Source organism: Nonomuraea sp. NPDC050451 (genome assembly GCF_044458585.1).
Genome location: NZ_JBITHZ010000003.1, coordinates 379,779 through 399,145 on the forward strand (window position 1 = coordinate 379,779; position 19,367 = coordinate 399,145).

Below are 19,367 nucleotides of genomic sequence, written 5' to 3' on the forward strand. Positions count from 1 at the left end.
GCATGCCGTACGAAGTGCAGGGCGTCGTCGCCCGGGCCAAGGGCCAGGAAGTTTCGCTCGAGACGGTCGTGGTGCCGGACCCAGGTCCCGGTGAGGCGGTCGTCAACGTGCAGGCCTGCGGGGTCTGCCACACCGACCTGCACTATCGCGAGGGCGGGATCAACGACGACTTCCCGTTCCTGCTCGGACACGAGGCGGCGGGCGTCGTCGAGGCGGTGGGCCCCGGCGTCACGGAGGTCGCGCCCGGCGACTTCGTGATCCTCAACTGGCGCGCGGTGTGCGGCCAGTGCCGGGCGTGCCTGCGCGGCCGCCCGTGGTACTGCTTCGCCACCCACAACGCCACGCAGAAGATGACGCTCAAGGACGGCACGGTGCTGTCGCCCGCGCTGGGCATCGGCGCGTTCCTGGAGAAGACGCTGGTCGCCGCGGGCCAGTGCACCAAGGTCTCCGCCGAGGCGCCCGCGCAGGTCGCGGGCCTGCTGGGCTGCGGCGTCATGGCGGGCATCGGCGCCGCGATCAACACCGGCGGCGTGACGCGCGGCGACTCGGTCGCCGTCATCGGCTGCGGCGGCGTCGGCGACGCCGCGATCCTCGGCGCCTCGCTGGCCGGGGCCGCGAAGGTCATCGCCGTCGACGTCGACGACCGCAAGCTGGGCTGGGCGCGCGACTTCGGCGCCACCCACACCGTCAACTCCCGCGAGAGCGACCCGGTCGAGGCGATCCGCGACCTGACCGGCGGCTTCGGCGCCGACGTGGTCATCGAGGCGGTGGGCCGCCCCGAGACGTACAAGCAGGCCTTCTACGCCCGCGACCTGGCCGGCACGGTCGTCCTGGTCGGCGTCCCCACCCCTGACATGACGCTGGAGCTGCCGTTCCTCGACGTCTTCGGGCGAGGTGGCGCGCTGAAGTCCTCCTGGTACGGCGACTGCCTGCCCTCCCGAGACTTCCCGATGCTCATCGACCTGTTCCTGCAGAACCGGCTGCCGCTCGACAAGTTCGTCTCGGAGACGATCGGGATCGGGCAGGTCGAGGAGGCGTTCGCGAAGATGCACCGCGGCGAGGTGCTGCGTTCGGTGGTGACGTTCTGATGATCGACAGGGTCATCACCTCGGGCACGTTCTCGCTGGACGGCGGCACCTGGGACGTCGACAACAACGTCTGGCTGATCGGCGACGCCCGCGAGGTCGTCGTCATCGACGCCGCCCACGACGCCGCGCCGATCGCCGAACGGGTGGGCGGGCGCACGGTCAAGGCCATCGTCTGCACGCACGCGCACAACGACCACATCAACGCCGCCAAGCCCCTCGCCGACCGCACCGGGGCGCCCATCCGGCTGCACCCCGCCGACCAGGTGCTGTGGGAGCAGCAGTACGGGGACGCGGTGGCGTACGAGCCGCTGGCCGACGGCGAGAAGATCGAGGTCGGCGGCATCGCGCTGGAGGTCGTCCACACCCCCGGCCACGCGCCCGGCGCGGTGTGCCTGTACGCCCCCGACCTGGGCGCCCTGTTCAGCGGCGACACGCTCTTCAAGGGCGGCCCGGGGGCGACCGGCCGGTCCTACAGCTCGTTCGACACGATCATCGACTCGATCAGGGAGCGGCTGCTGACCCTGCCTCCGGAGACCGTCGTGCACACGGGCCACGGCGACTCCACCACCATCGGCTTGGAGGCGCCCCACCTGGAGGAGTGGATCACCCGAGGTGGATAGCCTGATGTGGCCGACCTAACATAGGCAAGCCTTACCGAAGTGGGGTAGCTTAGGTGTGCCTAACCTAAAGGCGCCCCCAACTTCGCTTGCGAGAGGCCTGTCCCCGGATGTACGTGTGCATTTGTCGTGCCGTGACGGAAAACGAGGTGCACGACTGCATCGCCTCGGGGGCCAAGAGTGCCAAGCAGATCCGCGACACCACTGGTGCCGGTGGTGACTGTGCCCGATGTGTACGGAAGATCTGTGCAATCCTGAAACGGTCTGAAGAACTGACGACCGCATAGCGAGGGGCCCGTTCCATGCAGGGCGACAAGCAGATCATCGAGCTGCTCAACGAGCAGCTGACCGCCGAGCTAACCGCGATCAACCAGTACTTCCTGCATGCCAAGATGCAGGAAAACTGGGGATACACGAAACTCGCCGAGCACACCCGTGCGGAGTCGATCGACGAGATGCGCCACGCGGAGCGTCTGACCGATCGCATCCTCTTCCTGGAGGGTCTGCCCAACTATCAACGCCTGGGCACTCTGCACATCGGGCAGACCGTGGAGGAGCAGCTCAGGGCGGACCTCGAGGTCGAGCTCTCAGTCGTGCAGCGCCTACGCCCGGCGATCGCGCTCATGCGCGAGAAGGGCGACATCACCTCGGCCCGGATCTTCGAGGAGATCCTGGAGGACGAGGAGTCGCACATCGACTATCTGGAGACGGAGCTCAGCCTCATCCGCAGCCTGGGAGAGCAGCTCTACCTGGCCCGCTACGCCGAACCGCCGTCGTCCGACGACTGAGCGGCACTGCGGCACCGAAGGCGCCCCGTCCCCGGATGGGGCGTCTTCGCGTTACCGCCAGAGCCACGCCTGCTCCCCGGTGCCCCTGCACGTCCACTGGATGATCCACTTACCCTTCTTGCGCTCGCCCTTGCCGACCGCCAGGCACAGGCCGGTGGCCCGGTTGCGCAGGCGCTGCATGTCGTCGTAGATCCACTCCTGCTCGATCCCGCCGTCGGTGCACGGCCACTGGATCGCGTACTTGCCCTTGACCGTGGAGCCGTGCGCGATCGCCAGGCACATGCCGGTCTTGGCGTTGATGAGCTTGCGCCCCTTGTAGATCCACTGCTGGTCCTTGTTGCCGGAGCAGGTCCACTGGATCACCTTCTTGCCGGCCTTCACCTCGCTCTTGCCCACGGCCAGGCAGAGGTCGGTGGCGCCGTTCATCAGCCGCCCGCCGGCCCCCGCCGAGGCGGGAGCGGCGGCCAGGGACAGCGCCAGGGCGGCGGTGGCGGCGACGGCGAACATTCTGGTGGGGGTTGCGACCACGTCTGATGACCTTCCTGTGAAGTATTGATCACTGAGACGCGCGCGATTCCCGTTTTGTTGTGATCGGCTGCCGTATGGGCTTCAGCTCTGGGGCGAGCAGTTGGAGGCGGTGGTTTCGGAGATGATGTCCTCGTACACACCGACCTTGTAGCTGATGAGGTCCAGGCAGCGGTTGAGATCGCTCATCTGGCGCAGCACGCGCTCCCGGTGCTCCAGCATGATGGTGAGGCGCTCCGCCTCGTTCCCGGTCCCGTTCCTGACGAGGTCGGTGTACTCCCGGATCGCGGGCAGCGGCATCCCCGAGGCGCGCAGGATGATGCAGGTGGTCAGCCAGTGCGCGTCCGCTTCGCTGTAGATCCGCCGTCCGCCCGGCCCGCGGCGCACGGGATTGAGCAGGAGGCCCTCACGCTCGTAGAAGCGCAGCGTGTGCACGCTCAGCCCGGTGAGTTCGGCGAGTCGGCCGATGCTGATCTCCGATGACATGCCGCCCAGAATACGATTCGAGCTCTAGCCGCCGAGGATGGTGTACGTTGTCCCGGCCTCAGCGTCCCAGCTCAGCGTGTCCCCGGAGCGGCGCGGGCGCACGTCGCCGGAGACCCGGCAGCGTCCGGCGAGGGCCGTCCGTACCGTGAGTGGCCCCGAGCGCCCCACGTGCAGCGTGATCCGCTCGGCGGCGCCGTCCCGCCACGAGACGTCCACGGTCACGTCGCCCCGGGCACGCAGCCCGCGCACCGACCCCGTGGGCCAGGCGGAGGGCAGGGCGGGCAGTACGTGGATCTCGCCGTGCTGGCTCTGCACCAGCATTTCCGCCATGCCGGCTGTAGCCCCGAAATTTCCGTCGATCTGGAACGGCGGGTGCGTGTCCCACAGGTTGTCCAGCGTGGACGTCCTCAGCTGCTCACTCAGCATCCGGTGCGCGTGGTCCCCGTCGAGCAGCCGCGCCCAGAAGTTGATCTTCCATGCCTTGCTCCACCCGGTGCCGCCGTCCCCACGGGCGGTCAGTGACACCTTGGCCGCCTCGCCCTCGCGGCTGCCCGCGGCGATCTGCCGGCCGGGATGCAGGCCGAACAGGTGGGACACGTGCCGATGCGTGTTCTCCGGGTCGTCCCGGTCGGCCTTCCACTCCTGGAGCTGCCCCCAGGACCCGATCCGCAGCCCAGGGTCCAGCTCCGCCAGCGCGTCCCGTACCCGCTTGCCGAACTCGGTGTCGCCCAGGACGTCGGCGGCCTCCGCCACGTTCGTGAACAGGTCCCAAATGATCTGCTGGGACATCGACGCCCCGGCCGAGAAGTCCCCGTGCTCGGGGGAGTAACTGGGCGAAACGACCAGCGTCCCGTCACGGGGGTCGGTGCGCAGCGTGTCCAGCCAGAACTCGGCCGCCCCCTTCATCACCGGATAGGCGGTGTCGCGAAGATACCCGGCGTCCGCGCTGAAGCGATAGCGGTCGTAGAGCTGCTGCGCGAGCCAGGCCCCGGCCTCCGGGAACCAGAACGACGTGGCCCAGTCGTGCACGCCGGTGAAGCCGAACGGGTTCGTCTCGTTGTGCACCAGCCACCCGCGCGCCCCGAACATCTTCCGCGCCGTGATCTCACCCGGCTTCACCAGGCTCTCGACATAGTCGACGTACGGCTGAGCCGTCTCGGCCAGGTTCGTCTGGTCGGCGAGCCAGTAGTTCATCTGCAGGTTGATGTTGACGTGGTAGTCGCCGGCCCAGGGCGGGGTGGTGGAGTCGTTCCAGACGCCCTGCAGGTTCGCGGGCAGCGATCCGGCCCGCGAGGAGGCGATCAGCAGGTAGCGGCCGTAGGAGAAGAAGAGGGCTTCGAGCGCGCGATCGTCGGCGCAGGCGCCCCCGGTGTAGGCCGCCCGGAGCCGGTCCGTGGGGACCGACGGCGCCCGCTGGCCGATGTCCAGCCGTACGCGGTCGAACAGCTCCCGGTGATCGGCCTGGTGGGCGCGGCGCAGGGCCTCGTACCCCTGCGCCACCGCCTTGTCCACGGCGGCGGTGACAGCGGCGTGCGGGTCCTCTCCGCGGTACTCAGGATGGATGGAGGCGTAGTCGGTGCCGGCCGACAGCACGAACACGGCGCTGTCAGCCCCGGTGACCGTGATCCGGTCGACCCCGTCCGTACGGCTGCCGCCCTCGGTGACCACCCGTACCTGGGCCTCGAACGTCATCCCGTTGTCCGCGAGCCGCCCGCGGATCGTCAGCCGCCCGTCCGAGACGCTGATCCGCCCGTCCTCGTGCGGCGAGGACACCCGGAGCGTGAACGACACCCGGCCCGGCCGATCGGCCGTGACACGCCCGGCGATGACGTTCCCGGGGTGACTGGCGAAGTACTCGCGCGAGTGCCGCACCCCGTCCGCCGTGTACGTCACCCTGGCCACGGCCTCGCTCAGGCTCAGCTCCCGGCGGTAGCCGGCGGGGGAGCCGGGCTGCCCGGCCAGGTCCAGCCAGAGGTCGCCGAAGGGCTGGTACGCGCCGAAGCCCGACTTCGGCTGCCCCAGCGCGGCGGCCACGTCCTCCGGCGCGATCCGCCCGTCGCGGTCCAGCGCCTCCTGGACCCCGGCGATCGCGTCCGGCCGGGGAGAGGCCCAGTCGCCGAAGTCGTATCCCTCCCGCGACCCCGGGCCGCCCGTCCACAGGCTCTTCTCGTTGAACTGGAGCCGCTCGGTGTCCGTCCCGCCGAACACCATCGCCCCGAGCGCGCCGTTCCCGATGGGCAACGCCTGCGTCTCCCAGTCGGTGGCCGGCCGGTCGTACCAGAGGGTCAGATCAGTCACGGGGGACAACGTTAACAACATTGTTTATTCCGGACGGCAGGGGGCCAGGGACTCCATTGCTTTTGTTCCCCGGTAATCGCGGTAATTTAATCCCGACTAACCGATATTTAGCCGCGTTTGCCCAGGTCAATGGATAGGTCAACTGCGAGTCAAACCGCGCGCTGTGCCCGGGAAACGATCGCTTAAGGTCCTACGATCGCTTCATGACCTGCGTACTTCTCGCCGAGGATGACACCTCGATCTCCGAGCCGCTCGCGCGTGCATTGCGCCGTGAGGGCTATCAGGTCGAGGTGAGCCCCGACGGCCCGCAAGCCCTGGAAAGGGCGCTGTCGGGCGGCATCGATCTCATCGTTCTTGACCTTGGACTGCCCGAAATGGACGGTTTGGAGGTGGCTCGTCGCATCCGGGCCGAAGGCCACGGCACTCCGGTCCTGATTCTCACCGCTCGCGTCGACGAGGTGGACACCGTCGTCGGCCTCGACGCCGGCGCGGACGACTACGTGACGAAGCCGTTCAGGCTCGCCGAGCTGCTCGCCCGGGTACGGGCGCTGCTCCGGCGCGGCACCTCCGAGACTCCGGTCGTCCAAGGCGTCCGTATAGACGCCGACTCCCGCCGCGCGTGGATGGGGGAAAAGGAGCTGCATCTGACAACGAAGGAATTCGACCTGCTGCGTGTGCTCGTTCGCGACGCCGGAAAGGTGGTCACGCGGGAGCAGATCATGCGCGAGGTCTGGGACACGAACTGGTGGGGTTCGACCAAGACCCTCGACATGCACATCTCCTGGCTACGCCGCAAACTCGGCGACGACGCCGCGAAGCCGCGTTACATCACGACCGTCCGGGGAGTCGGCTTCCGGTTCGAACGCGAGTAGGAGATGCGCCGCCGACTGCTCTCCTCAACCCTGGTCGTCGCGGTCATCGCGGTTCTGCTGCTGGGGGTCCCCCTGGGTGTCGTCGTCAGCCGGCTGATCGTCGACGAGGCGGCTCAGGAGCTCGGGGCGGAGGCCAAGCGCCTCGTGGGAGAGGTCGAGTACGCCCGCGTCCAGGAGACGCCGCTCGACCCCCAGCAACTGGAGCAGAAGTATCCCGGCAGGTACATCCAGATCTGGGAACGCGGAACCCCCTTGCGGGTGACCGTGGTCGGCAGCGCACCGCCGTCCGGTCACCTGATGACCGAGGACGCGCAGACCAACACCGGCGTCTATGTCCGCATAAGTCGCGATCGCGACCAGGTTGAACAGGACGTACGGGCCCGACTCATGCTCATCGTGGCCCTGGCCGTCGCCGCCCTGGCGGTGGCCGTGAGCCTGGCCGTCGTACAGTCCCGGCGGCTGACGCTGCCCCTGCAGGACCTGGCGAAGATCGCCGAGCGGCTGGGCTCCGGAGACGCCCGGCCGAGCAAACACCGTTACGGCATCCCCGAGCTCGACCGGGTGGCCCAAGTGCTCGACCGCAGCGCGACCCGCATCTCCGACCTGCTCACCCGCGAGCGGGAGTTCGCCACCGACGCCTCCCACCAGCTCCGCACCCCGTTGACTGGTCTCACCATGCGCCTGGAGGAGATCGTGTCCGCCGCGGACGAGCCGGAGGTCGTACGGGAGGAGGGAGAAGCGGCGATCGTGCAGGCGGAGCGGCTCACCGCCGTGATCGACGAGCTGCTGGCGGCGGCGCGGCGCCAGCGCCACGCCCAGGCCGAGCCGGTCTCCATCGACGACGTGATCATCCAGCAGATCAGGGAGTGGGAGCCGGTGTTCCGGGAGGCGGGGCGTACCCTGCGGCTCGAAGGCGCCCGCAGCCTGAAGGCGATGGCCACCACCGGCGGCTTCGGCCAGGTGATCGCGTCCCTGCTGGAGAACTCCCTGCGCCACGGCGGCGGCGACGTCACCGTCACGTCCACCAGCGGCGACAACTACGTGGTGATCGAGGTCGCGGACGAGGGCCCGGGCATCGCCGACGAGATCGCCCCCAAGATCTTCGAGCGGAACGTCAGCGGCGGCGGAGGCACCGGCCTCGGGCTGACGCTCGCCCGCGCGCTGGCCGCGGCCGACGGCGGCAGGCTCGAGCTGGTACGGCGCCGCCCGGCGACGTTCGCCATCTTCCTGCGCCCGGCCGAGGACGACGGCGCGAGGACGCGGGTGGTCAGCGGTCCTGCTTGACCCCGGTCTCGGGCAGCTCCATCGGGATCGGCTCGGTGGCCTCCAGGAACACCCACTTCTTGTACGACCAGTAGCGGAACAGCGTGCCGAGCCCGACGCCCACGATGTTGGCGATGTTGATGCTGAGCGCGTCGTGCCGGTCGAGCGTGTAGGTGGTGAAGCCGATCGTCAGCATGCCGAACAGCAGCGCGATGCCGTTGAGCAGGAAGAACAGGAAGTATTCGCGTCCCAGGCCGCTCTGGTCGCGGTGCCGGAACGTCCAGAAGCGGTTGCCGACGTAGGCGAAGGTCGTGGAGATCGTCGTCGCCACGACCTTGGACGTCAGCGGCCCGAGTCCGAGCACCACGTTGCAGAGGTTGAGGAGGCCGAAGTCGATCAGGAAGGCGACGGCGCCGATGCTGCCGAACTTGGCCAGCTCGTGCACAAGTGAGGAGAACCGCTCGTAGAGGCGCTTTGCGAAGTCCACGTCTCTGCTCGGTCCCTTCCCTCGGCGAGCCTGACTCAACTCAGCGTACCGGCCACCATGTAGGCCCGACGTCAGGCTGGTGAACTTACCACTTAGAAATATCGTCCTATGCCCGGCATTTACGACAGTTGGGCATTACGCTGCTCTGCATATCTCTGCACATCGCCCGCGACCCGGCATAGCGGGCGGAGCGGAACGCTGGGCGGTCGTGCCTGCGAAGGCGACCCGGAACGGCCGCCCAGCCCGGGGGAGTCCGGGAAAGTCGTTCCGTCCCGGTAAGCTCACCTGGCGTGAGTTCCTACAGCCCCATCGGGCCGGTCGTCGGCATCGTCGGCGCAGGCCAGCTGGCCAGGATGTCGCAGCCGCCGGCCATCGCGCTCGGCGTCGAGCTGCGGGTGCTGGCCAACTCTCCGGAGGAGAGCGCCGCACGAGTGATCGTCGACACGCGCGTCGGAGACTACCGCGATCTGGACGATCTGCGCGAGTTCGCCAAGGGCTGCGACGCGATCACGTTCGACCACGAACACGTGCCCACCGAGCACATCCGGGCCCTGACCGAGGCCGGCCACGCCGTGCACCCCGGGGCCGACGCCCTCGTGCACGCCCAGGACAAGGCCGTCATGCGCGAGCGGCTGACCGCGATCGGCGTGCCGTGCCCGGCTTGGGCGCGCGTGTCGTCGCCCGAAGAGGCCACGGGCTTCGCGGAGCGGCACGGCTGGCCGATGGTCCTGAAGGCGGTGCGCGGCGGCTACGACGGCCGCGGCGTGTGGGTGTGCCGGTCGGCCGAGGAGGTCGCGGAGGCGTTCGCGACCGGGGTCGAGCTGCTCGCGGAGGCGTTCGTGCCGTTCGAGCGGGAGCTGGCGGTGCTGGTCGCCCGCTCGCCGCACGGGCAGGGCGTCAGCTACCCGGTCGTGGAGACCGTGCAGCAGGACGGCATCTGCGTCGAGGTCATCGCGCCCGCCCCCGGGCTGGACCCCGAATACTCCGCGCAGGCGCAGCGCATCGGCCTGAAGATCGCCCATGAGCTGGGCGTGACCGGGCTGCTCGCGGTCGAGCTCTTCGACACGCCGAACGGGCTCGTGGTCAACGAGCTGGCCATGCGCCCGCACAACAGCGGCCACTGGACCATCGAGGGCTCGACGACGTCGCAGTTCGAGCAGCATCTGAGGGCGGTGCTGGACCTGCCGCTCGGCTCGCCCAAGATGACCGCCCAGGTCGTCGTCATGGCCAACCTGCTCGGCGGCGAAGAGCCCGACCTGTTCAAGCGCTACGAGCACGTGCTGGCCCACGACCCGGGCATCAAGCTGCACTTCTACGGCAAAGAGGTGCGCCCTGGCCGCAAGATCGGCCACGTGACCGCCCTCGGCTCCAACCTCGACGAGGTGCGCGCCCGCGCCCGCCACGCCGCCGTCTACCTCACCACCGGGGAGTACACGTGAGAGAGCGAAGCGAACGAACGATGAGACACAGCACCGTCCCTGCAGTCACGATGCCGACGAAGGCGGCATCGTGACCGTAGGCATTGTGATGGGGAGCGACTCCGACTGGCCGGTCATGAAGGCCGCCGCGGAGGCGGTCGCCGAGTTCGGCGTGCCCTTCGAGGCGGACGTGGTCTCGGCGCACCGCATGCCGACCGAGATGATCGACTACGGCCGCCAGGCCGCCTCCCGAGGCCTCAAGGTGATCATCGCCGGGGCCGGGGGAGCCGCGCACCTGCCCGGCATGCTGGCCTCCGTCACGCCGCTGCCGGTGATCGGGGTGCCGGTGCCGCTGAAGTACCTCGACGGGATGGACTCGCTGCTGTCGATCGTCCAGATGCCCGCCGGGGTGCCGGTGGCGACGGTGGCGGTCGGCGGGGCCCGCAACGCGGGGCTGCTGGCCGTACGCATCCTCGCCGCGTCCGACTCCGGGTTGCGGGAGCGGATGGAGGAGTTCCAGGTGCGGCTGAAGGAGCAGGCGTACGCCAAGGGCGAGAAGCTCCGCGCGGAGGCCGCAAGTCTCGGGTCGTGACGGGGGGTGCGCCTACGGCGGCCGGGGGCTGTCGTAGGCGGGGGATTGATTCGTCAGGGGCGGCCGAGGGCGCGGTAGTGCCATCCGGCGGACCGCCACGTCTCGGCATTCAGGGCATTACGCCCGTCCACGATGCGCCGGGTCGCGACCACGGCCCCCAGCTCCTCGGGGTCGAGCTCCACGAACTCCTGCCACTCGGTGAGCAGGAGCACCACGTGCGCTCCTCGTACCGCGTCGAGGGCTGATTCGCCGTAGTTCAGCTCGGGGTGAGCCTTACGGGCGTTGCCGAGCGCGATGGGGTCGTACACGGTGACCTGTCCGCCCTGGTGGCCGATGGTCACGGCGACGTCCAGCGCGGGGGAGTCGCGGATGTCGTCCGAGTTCGGCTTGAACGCGGCGCCCAGCACGCCCACGGTGCACCCGTGGAACGAGCCTCCGGCCAGCTCCCTGGCCAGATCGACCATGCGGGCGCGCCGCCGCATGTTGATGGCGTCCACCTCGCGCAGGAACGTCAGCGCCTGGTCCGCTCCCAGCTCCCCGGCCCGCGCCATGAAAGCCCTGATGTCCTTGGGCAGGCAGCCGCCGCCGAACCCGAGGCCCGCGTTCAGGAACCGCCCGCCGATCCTGTCGTCGTACGACAGCGCCTCGGACAGCTGCTTGACGTCGGCGTGCGCGGCCTCGCAAACCTCTGCCATCGCGTTGATGAACGAGATCTTGGTGGCCAGGAACGCGTTCGCGGCCGTCTTGACCAGCTCGGACGTGGCGAAATCGGTCACCACGAACGGAACCTCGCCCAGCGGCTCGTACACCTCGCGCAGCACCTTCTCCGCCCGCTCGGTGCGAACGCCGAGCACGATGCGATCCGGGTGCAAGGTGTCCTCGACCGCGTACCCCTCCCGCAGGAACTCGGGGTTCCAGGCCAGCTCGGCCTGTCCTCCGGCGGGCGCGAGGCGGGCGAGCTTATCCGCGAGCCGCTCGGCGGTGCCGACCGGGACGGTGGACTTGCCCACGACCAGGCACTGGCGGTCGAGGAAGGGGGCGAGGGACTCGATCGCGTTGTCCATGTACGTGACGTCCGCGGCATATTCGCCGCGTTTCTGGGGAGTGCCCACGCAGACAAAGTGCACGTCGCCGAAGGCGGCTGCCTCCTCGTACGAGGTGGTGAAGCGAAGGCGGCCGGATTCGAGCCCACGGCGGAGCACGGGCTCGAGCCCGGGCTCGTGGATCGGGAGCTCCCCTTGGTTGAGTCTGCGGATCTTGTCGGCGTCGATATCAAGGCCCAGGACGTCGAATCCGAGGTCAGCCATGCACGCCGCATGGGTGATGCCCAGGTATCCGGTCCCGATCACCGTGAGGCGATATGGCACGAGTGAGCTCCTTTCGATCGCGCAGGCATGCTACCGGCCCTCGCTACCTCGTACGTGCCACCTGCACCTCTTCGCAAACCGTACCGACTAGTAACAAGGAGGTCGGACCTCCTAATATCTGACACATGAGCTTCCCCCTCTACGCCCCCGCCGAAGAGCACGACCTGCTCAGGGAGACGATCCGAGCCCTGGCCGACGAGAAGATCGCCCCGCAGGCCGCGGCGGCCGACGAGAACGAGGAGTTCCCCTGGGAGGTCTACAAGGCGCTCGTCGCGGCCGACTTCCACGCCGTGCACATCCCTGAGCAGTACGGGGGCGCCGGGGCGGACGCGCTGGCCACGGTGATCGTCATCGAGGAGGTCGCCCGCGCCTGCGCCTCGTCCTCCCTCATCCCGGCCGTCAACAAGCTCGGCACGGTCCCGCTCCTGCTGTCGGCCTCGGAGGAGCTGAAGTCCCGCTACTTGTCCGCGGTGGCCGGCGGCGAGGCGATGTTCTCGTACGCGCTGAGCGAGCCGGAGGCGGGCTCGGACGCGGCGTCGATGAAGACCCGGGCGGTCCGGGACGGCGACGACTACGTCCTCAACGGCACCAAAATGTGGATCACCAACGCCGGTGTGTCGGAGTACTACACCGTGATGGCGGTGACGGACCCGTCGGCCGGGGCACGCGGAATCTCCGCCTTCGTCGTCGAAAAGTCCGATGAGGGCGTCTCCTTCGGCCCCAAGGAGAGGAAGCTCGGCATCAAGGGCTCGCCCACCCGCCAGGTGATCCTGGAGGACGTCCGCATCCCCGCCTGGCGCATGATCGGCGCGCCGGGCACCGGCTTCAAGACCGCCCTGGCCACCCTCGACCACACCCGCGTCACCATCGCCGCCCAGGCCCTCGGCATCGCCCAGGGCGCCCTCGACTACGCGATCGGCTACGTCAAGGAACGCCGCCAGTTCGGCCGCCCGATCGCCGACTTCCAGGGCCTGCAGTTCATGATCGCCGACATGGCCATGAAACTGGAGGCGGCCCGGCAGCTCACGTACCACGCGGCCGCGAAGTCGGAGCTCGCCATGAACGGCGAACCCCAGAAGGACCTGACCTTCCTGTCCAGCGCCGCCAAGTGCGCCGCCTCGGACGCGGCCATGGAGATCACCACGGACGCGGTGCAACTGCTGGGCGGCTACGGCTACACGAAGGACTTCCCGGTGGAGCGCATGATGCGCGACGCCAAGATCACCCAGATCTACGAAGGCACCAACCAGATCCAACGCCTGGTCATGGCCCGCCAACTCCTCAAGTAAGGGAGCCAGAGGCACGGTCCTCACGGTAGGGGCGCTTCGCGCCAGGAGGCTCGGGCTGTGACATTGGGGGGCGCGGCCCCCCAAACCCCCAGCCAAGCCCCGCTTCGCCGACTCGTTGAGCACGCGAGCCATAGAGAGAAGCTTGGCCAAGGGGCAAGGCGCTGAGGCCACCCGCGAGGTCCTCTTCGTAAGCTCGGGGAGGTGGGGCCGTCCGGAGCTCAGTCCTTCGCCGCGAGGCCGAGGTCGAACCGCACCTCGACCTCGTCGCTCAGCTTGAGCGCGCCGAACAGCGCCGAATAGGGCCGAATCCCCCACCGGGACTGCACGATGGCCGCCGAGCCCCGTACGCGGTCATTGGCGACCATGCCCTGGACCGTCACCACCCGGGTCATACCGACGATGGTGAGGTCGCCCTCGATGTGGAACGACTCCGCGGTCCCGTCGACCCGGGTCGATCGGAAGGTGATCGCCGGATATCGGCCGGTGCGCAGGATCTTCTCCCGGATGATTCGCTCGATCTCCTCGCGGTCGGAGTTCGTGAGCGGCTTGACGCCGCCCGTCCCCGTCCGGACCTCGAGTGACCCCGCGTCGACCTCGACGGTCAGCGAGGAGTTGGCCGGGGTGGCGGTGTCGATGGTGGCGTCGCCGCTCCAGCGCGTGGCCTCGATGGTGAGATCGTGGCCCGCCTTGGCGCCCAGCCCGGTGCGGGTCGTATGGATGAGGAGCCGGCCGGAATCGGGGCCGAACGTGTAGCTACCAGCGGTAATGCTCACCTTGCCAGGCTAGCTCGCACCACGTGTCCGCCCTGTGGCCAGTGTCCGCCGACGCGGTCGGAACCTACTGGCAGGCGGTGGAGATGCCGCCGCGTCCCCAAGTGCAGCCGTCGACCTTCTTGAGGTCGCTGCTCCGGTAGAGGCCGGCCGTGTCCCCGTCGTTGTTCCAGACGTACCATTTGCGACCCCAGTACAGGGTGGTGGAGGTGTTGGTCCCCTGGCCCGAGCGTACGGTCACTGATTTGCCGGGCTTGAGGGTGAATCTTGGGAATCGGTATTTGTAGCCGGTCGTGTCCCGCAGGATCCAGTTCTCGAGCTGGATGCCTTGCCTGCTCGTGTTGCGCAGCACCGCGTATTCGCCGTTGAGCGAGACGTTGCCGCCCCGGTCGGACCCCGGCGAGTCGTAATACACCTTGACGATCTGCACGACCGGGGTCGCGGCCTGAGCGGGCGTACCGGCTGACGGGAGGACTACGGCCGCGGCGCCGATCGCCGCGAGGAGACGCTTGAGCACTGCGGGCTCCGTATGGCTGGGGATGGAACGTGACATCAGTGGGACGGCTGCTGCGATCGCCGGGTTGGCGATCGCCGGCGTCCGCATCCGGCCATCTTCCGAAAGGCCATCTCCGCGAATGTCCCGTCTGCCCCTATGTCACCATGCGCCACCATTTGCACACAGTTGGCAGATCAACTACGGTCCCTGACTACTGTCAACCCTCTGTGTGCATGTGTGGAGTGATCAAGTGAAGAACCGTAGAGCGGGGACCGGCGTCGCCCTCACCGCAGCCGTGACCGTGGGTGTCCTGGGCTTCACCGCCGTGTCGCCGGCCTACGCGTCCCCCGGCACCCCGACTCCGACGCCGTCCTCCTCCACCACCCCGACACCCAAGGGCCTCTTCACGCCCCTGAAGTACCAGCTCAACCTCAAGGGCCAGCGCCAGGAGACCAACTACTTCTGCGTCCCCGCCTCGTCGTCGATGAGCCTGTCGACCTTCGGCGTCAACGTCAGCCAGTCGACCCTCGCCAAGAAGATGAAGACCACGGCCTCCGCCGGCACCAGGGGCGTGAACGCGCTGCCGGTGGTCAACGCCTACCTCAAGTCGCGCGGCTACAAGGTCACGAGCCCCACCGACGCGGACGGCAACGCGGTCGTGCTCATGAACCGGGTCTCCGGGAACATCGGGGACCTGCGCCGGGCGCCGGTGCTCGCGGTGTGGATGGAGCAGCTGCCCTGGAACAAGGGCAAGATCAAGGGCACCAAGGTGGGTCACGCCATCATCGCCTACGGTTACGACAAGACGGCGGGCACCGTCACCGTGTACGACCCGTGGAAGCCGACCGGCGGCACCCACACCATCAAGGCCTCCGTCCTGGCCGGCATCCTGCAGCCGGGCGGCAACATGTACTACATCTCCAAGCTCTGAGTCGACGCGGGCGGTGCGGCCCGAGGCAGGGAGCGGAAGGGGTACGTACGGGATGAGCGGGGAACCGGCCACCGGGATGCTGCATCACGTCGAGATCTGGGTGCCCGACCTGCCGCGGGCCGTCGCGAGCTGGCAGTGGCTGCTGGAGGCGCTCGGCTACACCCTCCACCAGGACTGGGAGCACGGCCGTAGCTGGCGGCTGGGAGCCACGTACCTGGTGCTGGAGCAGTCGCCCGCCCTCAGCGCCGACCGGCACGACCGCTGCCGCCCCGGGCTGAACCATCTGGCCTTCCACGTGGGAAGCCGCGCCGAGGTCGATGCGCTGGCCGGGCGGGCGCCCGCGAACGGCTGGACGTTGATGTTCCCCGATCGGCACCCGTACGCGGGCGGGGAGCATCACTACGCCGCATACCTGGAGGACGGGGACGGCTTCGAGATCGAGCTGGTCGCGCACGACCCCCAGGGCAACCGTCAGCCTCTTGAGGACCCGTGAACAGGATTACAGAACTATGCGCCGCAACGACCGGCGGCCGCGACGTCCGGTGCGTCGCTCGGCGTGGTCAGTGGGCGGCGCCGGCAGGGGAAGAGTTTTCTCCTGCAGGCGTTGGCCGAGGCGACCGGCGGGATGTATTTCGCTGCCACCGAGGCGACGGAGGCCGAATCGTTGCGGCTCTTCACCGAAGCTCTCACGCGATTCACCCGGCAGGTCGTGGAGATCCCCTTCCGGGACTGGAACGACGCCGTGCCCTATATGTTTCGCGCTTTTCGAGATCGACCCATGCCGCTGATCATCGACGAGTTTCCGTTCCTGTCCAGGGTCTCGCCCGCGCTGCCGTCCATCATTCAACGTGAGCTCGGTCCCGGTGGAAGCGGCCGGGAGAGTGCCACGCGGCTGATTCTCTGCGGATCGGCCATGTCCGTGATGGGTGGGCTTCTTTCCGGGCAGGCACCGCTGCGCGGGCGGGCCGGCCTGGAGCTCATGCTCCACCCGTTTCGATATCGGGACGCGGCGGAGTTCTGGGGGATCACGGATTCCCGGCTGGCCGTGCTGGTGCACGCGATCGTGGGCGGAACACCCGCCTACCGTTACGAGTTCACGCAGGGTGACGTGCCGGAGAGCCTCGATGACTTCGACTCCTGGGTCGTCCGTACGGTGCTCAACCCGCAGATGCCGCTTTTCCGTGAGGCGCGGTATCTCCTGGCCGAAGAGTCGGACATCCGCGATCCGGCGCTTTATCACTCTGTGCTGGCGGCGATCGCCAGCGGGAACTCCACCAATGGTGGAATCGCCAACTATGTGGGGCGCAGGTCCGATCAGATCACACATCCGCTCACAGTGCTGGAGGACTGTGCACTGGTCAGGCGGGAGCCGGACCTCTTCCGCTCGGGACGCGCCCGTTACCGCATCGTGGAGCCGTTGATCACCTTCTATGAGGCGATCATGCGGCGCCGCTGGTCGGAGTTGGAGATCCATCGGGCCGAGGCCGTATGGCAGGCGGTCAGGCAGACGTTTCTCGCCCAGGTCGTCGGGCCGCACTTCGAGGCGCTGTGCCGTGATTTCGCACTGGACGCGGGAGAGTCCGTTTTCGGCCAGTTTCCGGCTGAGATCGGAGCGGGCGTCGTGCCCGATCCGGCCAACAGGGGCCACATCGAGGTCGACGTGGTGGCGCTGGCCGCGCAGGAGCCCGGGAAGCCGCGGCGGATCCTGTCGCTCGGTGAAGCCAAGTGGGGTGAGGTGATGGGCCGCGATCATGTCAAGCGCCTGGCCAGGGCGCGCGAGTTGCTGGAGCGAAAGGGGTATGACACCCGCGATACCGTGCTCACCTGCTATGGAGGGTCGGGGTTCAGCGACGAGCTGAATGCGGCCGCGGGCGAGGATCCTCGGGTGGCGCTGGTGGGGCTTGAGCGGCTGTATTGCCGCTGAATGGGTAGTTCGGGGCGACTTCACTGCCAGTTCATGCATATGTCAGACAACGACATTCGGTCGGTATACCGTCAGGTTTCGGTCTGATCCCTAACCGAAGACGGGTACCGCAACATGCGCAAAGTCCTGACGCTGGCCGTGGCCGCCACCGCATCGCTCGGCCTGCTCGCCGCCCCCGCCACCGCCGACGACCGCCACCGGGAGTTGCCGGTCGAGATCTACGGCGGCGCCTGGACCGAGGGGCACGTCCAGGGGATCGCCATTGACGAGCGCAAGGGGTACATGTACTTCTCCTTCACCAACGTCCTCGTCAAGACCGACCTCAAGGGCAACCCCGTGGGCTCGGTGACGGGCTTCACCGGGCACCTCGGCGATCTGGACTTCAACGCCAAGGACGGCCGGGTGTACGGCTCCCTCGAGTACAAGGAGCAGGAGTCGTTCTACATCGCGATCTTCGACGTCGACCGCATCACCAGCATGGGCATGGACGCCCAGACCAGTGACGTCGTCAAGACGGTCTACCTCAAGGAGGTCGTCGCCGACTACACCGCCGACATGAACGGCGACGGCAAGTTCGACGGCAACGTGGGCAACACCCCCGACCACCGGTACGGCTGCAGCGGCATCGACGGCGTGTCCTTCGGCCCCGAGTTCGGGAAGAAGCACGGCAAGCAGCTGCTGACCGTGGCGTACGGGATCTACTCCAACACCACGCGCAACGACAACGACCACCAGGTCCTCCTCCAGTACGACATCGAGCGGTGGAAGAAGTACGAGAAGCCGCTCACCGAGAGCGACCCGCACAAGAGCGGCCCGGAGCAGGTCGACGGCAAGTACTTCGCCTACACCGGCAACACCACCTACGGCGTGCAGAACCTCGAGTACGACGACTTCACGGGCAACTGGATGATGGCCGTGTACAAGGGCAAGAAGCCGCAGTTCCCCAACTACTCGTTCTTCATGGTGGACGGCCGCGAGCGGCCCAGGGAGGGCGACATCGTCGGCCAGCCGCAGCCCGAGCGGGGCCGGCTGCTCGCGCTGGCGCCGGGCGGGCTCCAGCACGAGGCCACCGGGGTCAGGGGCTGGGAATTCGGCGGCGAGTACGGCCTGATCTCGCTCGGCGGGGGGCGCTACTACGTGTCCAAGTCCGGGACCGTCACGGAGGGCGGGGTCAGCAAGTACACCGGTCACGCCCAGCTCTTCCGCTGGACGGGCCAGACGCCGACCCCGTTCGAGAAGGTCGGCTGATCGGAGCTGTAAGCGGTTGGTCAGTAAAGGCTGTTAGGGTCGGGCCGCAATCCCACGAACTCGTAAAGAATCCTGCATGGGAGGGTCATGCGGAGCGCGAGCAAGATCGCGGCCTTGCTGATCGGAATGACGGTCCCGGTGGCCGTGGTGGCGCCCGCGGCCGGCGCGCAGGCGCGTCCGGCCTGGGTCGCCTACCACGGCCTCACCGCCGAGCAGAGCGTGGCGAGGGTCAAGCAGCTCAGAGCTCAGGGCTTCCGGCCGATCACGGTGAACGTCTCCGACGGGGAGCGGTACGCGGCCGTGTGGGTCAAGGGCGGATCGCCGGCCAATTGGGGCCTCTGGCAGGGTATGTCGGCCGAGGAGTACCAGCAGCGGTTCGACCAGGGGCTGAAGGAGGGGGCGCAGCCGGTCTCCGTCTCCGCCACCGGGCCGAGCGACGCGCCGGTGTTCACGGCCGTCTTCGAGAAGCGGCGCGGGAAGTTCTTCGCCAGGTCGAACCTCACCCCCGCCCAGTTCGCCGCCGCCAACAAGCGGGCCACCGTCCAGGGGCTCGCACTGACCTCGGTCGACGTGTACGGCACCCCGGACGACCTGCGGTACGTGGGCGTGTGGACGGTCAACACGGGCGGGGCCTGGTACTACACGTACGGGAAGTCCAGGCAGCAGCACGAGGCCGCGTTCTACGCCAAGAAGAAGCAGGGGTTCCGGCCGGTCAAGGTGGCCGTGGCGCCCGACGGGACGTACACGGCGGTGTGGCGCAAGGACGGCGACAAGTCCTGGGCCCACTACATCGACATGACCTCCTCCGGCTACCAGAAGCGCTTCGACGACCTCAGGACCAAGGGGCTGGTCCCGGTCCAGGTGAACGCCGAGAACGGGCTGTACGCCGCCATCTGGCAGTAAACGGT

The 19,367-nt window shown here is 68.3% G+C and carries 21 protein-coding genes; 14 read left to right on the forward strand and 7 right to left on the reverse strand.

Features of this window, described 5'->3' with window-relative positions:
* Nucleotides 1-2: 2 nt before the first annotated feature.
* From ACIBI9_RS12985 to bfr, 4 genes are all read left to right on the forward strand, one after another.
* Complete coding sequence (locus tag ACIBI9_RS12985; protein ID WP_397222179.1) at nucleotides 3-1,088, forward strand: S-(hydroxymethyl)mycothiol dehydrogenase; 1,086 nt, start codon at nucleotides 3-5, stop codon at nucleotides 1,086-1,088.
* The gene (locus ACIBI9_RS12990; RefSeq protein WP_397222180.1) at nucleotides 1,088-1,708 is read left to right on the forward strand and encodes an MBL fold metallo-hydrolase; all 621 of its coding nucleotides are present in this window, start codon (nucleotides 1,088-1,090) and stop codon (nucleotides 1,706-1,708) included. Before ACIBI9_RS12985 ends, ACIBI9_RS12990 begins: the two co-directional genes overlap by 1 nt.
* 107 nt (nucleotides 1,709-1,815) lie before the next feature.
* Nucleotides 1,816-1,992, forward strand: a complete 177-nt coding sequence (locus ACIBI9_RS12995) for a bacterioferritin-associated ferredoxin (RefSeq protein WP_138669932.1) — start codon at nucleotides 1,816-1,818, stop codon at nucleotides 1,990-1,992.
* A gap of 15 nt (nucleotides 1,993-2,007) precedes the next feature.
* The gene (gene bfr / locus ACIBI9_RS13000; RefSeq protein WP_344996864.1) at nucleotides 2,008-2,493 is read left to right on the forward strand and encodes a bacterioferritin; all 486 of its coding nucleotides are present in this window, start codon (nucleotides 2,008-2,010) and stop codon (nucleotides 2,491-2,493) included.
* 51 nt (nucleotides 2,494-2,544) lie between these two features.
* Here bfr and ACIBI9_RS13005 read toward each other — a convergent pair whose 3' ends face one another.
* The 3 genes from ACIBI9_RS13005 to ACIBI9_RS13015 all read right to left on the reverse strand — a co-directional run bounded on the left by ACIBI9_RS13005 (nucleotide 2,545) and on the right by ACIBI9_RS13015 (nucleotide 5,802).
* Complete coding sequence (locus ACIBI9_RS13005; protein ID WP_397222181.1) at nucleotides 2,545-3,021, reverse strand: RICIN domain-containing protein; 477 nt, start codon at nucleotides 3,019-3,021, stop codon at nucleotides 2,545-2,547.
* A gap of 81 nt (nucleotides 3,022-3,102) precedes the next feature.
* Nucleotides 3,103-3,504 (reverse strand): MerR family transcriptional regulator, encoded by a 402-nt coding sequence (locus tag ACIBI9_RS13010; protein WP_397222182.1) that lies wholly within the window; start codon nucleotides 3,502-3,504, stop codon nucleotides 3,103-3,105.
* A 24-nt stretch (nucleotides 3,505-3,528) separates the two neighbouring features.
* Entirely contained in the window at nucleotides 3,529-5,802 is a 2,274-nt protein-coding gene (locus ACIBI9_RS13015; RefSeq protein ID WP_397222183.1) for a glycosyl hydrolase family 95 catalytic domain-containing protein, read from the reverse strand.
* A gap of 203 nt (nucleotides 5,803-6,005) precedes the next feature.
* Between ACIBI9_RS13015 and ACIBI9_RS13020 the strand changes: the two genes are divergently transcribed.
* Nucleotides 6,006-6,674, forward strand: coding sequence for a response regulator transcription factor (locus ACIBI9_RS13020; RefSeq protein ID WP_043620820.1), 669 nt, complete (start codon nucleotides 6,006-6,008; stop codon nucleotides 6,672-6,674).
* A 3-nt stretch (nucleotides 6,675-6,677) separates the two neighbouring features.
* Nucleotides 6,678-7,958, forward strand: coding sequence for an ATP-binding protein (locus ACIBI9_RS13025; RefSeq protein ID WP_397222184.1), 1,281 nt, complete (start codon nucleotides 6,678-6,680; stop codon nucleotides 7,956-7,958).
* Here ACIBI9_RS13025 and ACIBI9_RS13030 read toward each other — a convergent pair.
* On the reverse strand, nucleotides 7,942-8,424 hold the full coding sequence (locus ACIBI9_RS13030; protein ID WP_397222185.1) for a GtrA family protein: 483 nt from the start codon (nucleotides 8,422-8,424) through the stop codon (nucleotides 7,942-7,944). The two genes, ACIBI9_RS13025 and ACIBI9_RS13030, sit on opposite strands and share 17 nt — an antisense overlap.
* A 290-nt stretch (nucleotides 8,425-8,714) precedes the next feature.
* Between ACIBI9_RS13030 and ACIBI9_RS13035 the strand changes: the two genes are divergently transcribed.
* Both ACIBI9_RS13035 and purE read left to right on the forward strand, forming a co-directional pair.
* Nucleotides 8,715-9,863, forward strand: a complete 1,149-nt coding sequence (locus ACIBI9_RS13035; RefSeq protein WP_397222186.1) for a 5-(carboxyamino)imidazole ribonucleotide synthase — start codon at nucleotides 8,715-8,717, stop codon at nucleotides 9,861-9,863.
* Between the two features lie 88 nt (nucleotides 9,864-9,951).
* Nucleotides 9,952-10,434 (forward strand): 5-(carboxyamino)imidazole ribonucleotide mutase, encoded by a 483-nt coding sequence (gene purE, locus ACIBI9_RS13040; protein ID WP_397222593.1) that lies wholly within the window; start codon nucleotides 9,952-9,954, stop codon nucleotides 10,432-10,434.
* A gap of 53 nt (nucleotides 10,435-10,487) precedes the next feature.
* Here the strand turns inward: purE and ACIBI9_RS13045 are convergent, their stop codons facing one another.
* Complete coding sequence (locus ACIBI9_RS13045; protein ID WP_397222187.1) at nucleotides 10,488-11,801, reverse strand: UDP-glucose dehydrogenase family protein; 1,314 nt, start codon at nucleotides 11,799-11,801, stop codon at nucleotides 10,488-10,490.
* Between the two features lie 125 nt (nucleotides 11,802-11,926).
* Here ACIBI9_RS13045 and ACIBI9_RS13050 point away from each other — a divergent pair, with 125 nt between their 5' ends.
* A complete protein-coding gene (locus ACIBI9_RS13050; RefSeq protein ID WP_397222188.1) occupies nucleotides 11,927-13,090 on the forward strand; it encodes an acyl-CoA dehydrogenase family protein in 1,164 nt (387 codons plus the stop codon).
* A gap of 218 nt (nucleotides 13,091-13,308) precedes the next feature.
* Here ACIBI9_RS13050 and ACIBI9_RS13055 read toward each other — a convergent pair whose 3' ends face one another.
* Both ACIBI9_RS13055 and ACIBI9_RS13060 read right to left on the reverse strand, forming a co-directional pair.
* Nucleotides 13,309-13,863 (reverse strand): YceI family protein, encoded by a 555-nt coding sequence (locus ACIBI9_RS13055; protein ID WP_397222189.1) that lies wholly within the window; start codon nucleotides 13,861-13,863, stop codon nucleotides 13,309-13,311.
* A 64-nt stretch (nucleotides 13,864-13,927) separates the two neighbouring features.
* Entirely contained in the window at nucleotides 13,928-14,377 is a 450-nt protein-coding gene (locus ACIBI9_RS13060; RefSeq protein ID WP_397222190.1) for a lamin tail domain-containing protein, read from the reverse strand.
* Between the two features lie 229 nt (nucleotides 14,378-14,606).
* Between ACIBI9_RS13060 and ACIBI9_RS13065 the strand changes: the two genes are divergently transcribed.
* From ACIBI9_RS13065 to ACIBI9_RS13085, 5 genes are all read left to right on the forward strand, one after another.
* A complete protein-coding gene (locus ACIBI9_RS13065) occupies nucleotides 14,607-15,287 on the forward strand; it encodes a C39 family peptidase (protein ID WP_397222192.1) in 681 nt (226 codons plus the stop codon).
* Nucleotides 15,288-15,339: 52 nt separating this feature from the next.
* On the forward strand, nucleotides 15,340-15,780 hold the full coding sequence (locus tag ACIBI9_RS13070) for a VOC family protein (protein WP_397222193.1): 441 nt from the start codon (nucleotides 15,340-15,342) through the stop codon (nucleotides 15,778-15,780).
* 111 nt (nucleotides 15,781-15,891) lie between these two features.
* Nucleotides 15,892-17,211 carry an ATP-binding protein gene (locus ACIBI9_RS13075; protein WP_397222194.1) on the forward strand — a complete coding sequence of 440 codons (1,320 nt, stop codon included), beginning with the start codon at nucleotides 15,892-15,894 and terminating at the stop codon, nucleotides 17,209-17,211.
* Nucleotides 17,212-17,325: 114 nt separating this feature from the next.
* Complete coding sequence (locus tag ACIBI9_RS13080) at nucleotides 17,326-18,459, forward strand: hypothetical protein (protein ID WP_397222196.1); 1,134 nt, start codon at nucleotides 17,326-17,328, stop codon at nucleotides 18,457-18,459.
* An 87-nt stretch (nucleotides 18,460-18,546) separates the two neighbouring features.
* Nucleotides 18,547-19,362, forward strand: coding sequence for a hypothetical protein (locus ACIBI9_RS13085; protein WP_397222198.1), 816 nt, complete (start codon nucleotides 18,547-18,549; stop codon nucleotides 19,360-19,362).
* Nucleotides 19,363-19,367: the final 5 nt, after the last annotated feature.

What these genes read in the sequence shown, in the direction of transcription:
- purE (WP_397222593.1), top strand. Translation starts at nt 9,952, where the DNA reads ATGGGGAGCGACTCCGACTGGCCGGTCATGAAGGCCGCCGCGGAGGCG.
- ACIBI9_RS13020 (WP_043620820.1), top strand. Translation starts at nt 6,006, where the DNA reads ATGACCTGCGTACTTCTCGCCGAGGATGACACCTCGATCTCCGAGCCG.
- bfr (WP_344996864.1), top strand. Translation starts at nt 2,008, where the DNA reads ATGCAGGGCGACAAGCAGATCATCGAGCTGCTCAACGAGCAGCTGACC.
- ACIBI9_RS12985 (WP_397222179.1), top strand. Translation starts at nt 3, where the DNA reads ATGCCGTACGAAGTGCAGGGCGTCGTCGCCCGGGCCAAGGGCCAGGAA.
- ACIBI9_RS13085 (WP_397222198.1), top strand. Translation starts at nt 18,547, where the DNA reads ATGCGGAGCGCGAGCAAGATCGCGGCCTTGCTGATCGGAATGACGGTC.
- ACIBI9_RS13050 (WP_397222188.1), top strand. Translation starts at nt 11,927, where the DNA reads ATGAGCTTCCCCCTCTACGCCCCCGCCGAAGAGCACGACCTGCTCAGG.
- ACIBI9_RS13010 (WP_397222182.1), bottom strand. Translation starts at nt 3,504, where the DNA reads ATGTCATCGGAGATCAGCATCGGCCGACTCGCCGAACTCACCGGGCTG.
- ACIBI9_RS13080 (WP_397222196.1), top strand. Translation starts at nt 17,326, where the DNA reads ATGCGCAAAGTCCTGACGCTGGCCGTGGCCGCCACCGCATCGCTCGGC.
- ACIBI9_RS13070 (WP_397222193.1), top strand. Translation starts at nt 15,340, where the DNA reads ATGAGCGGGGAACCGGCCACCGGGATGCTGCATCACGTCGAGATCTGG.
- ACIBI9_RS13025 (WP_397222184.1), top strand. Translation starts at nt 6,678, where the DNA reads ATGCGCCGCCGACTGCTCTCCTCAACCCTGGTCGTCGCGGTCATCGCG.
- ACIBI9_RS12990 (WP_397222180.1), top strand. Translation starts at nt 1,088, where the DNA reads ATGATCGACAGGGTCATCACCTCGGGCACGTTCTCGCTGGACGGCGGC.
- ACIBI9_RS12995 (WP_138669932.1), top strand. Translation starts at nt 1,816, where the DNA reads ATGTACGTGTGCATTTGTCGTGCCGTGACGGAAAACGAGGTGCACGAC.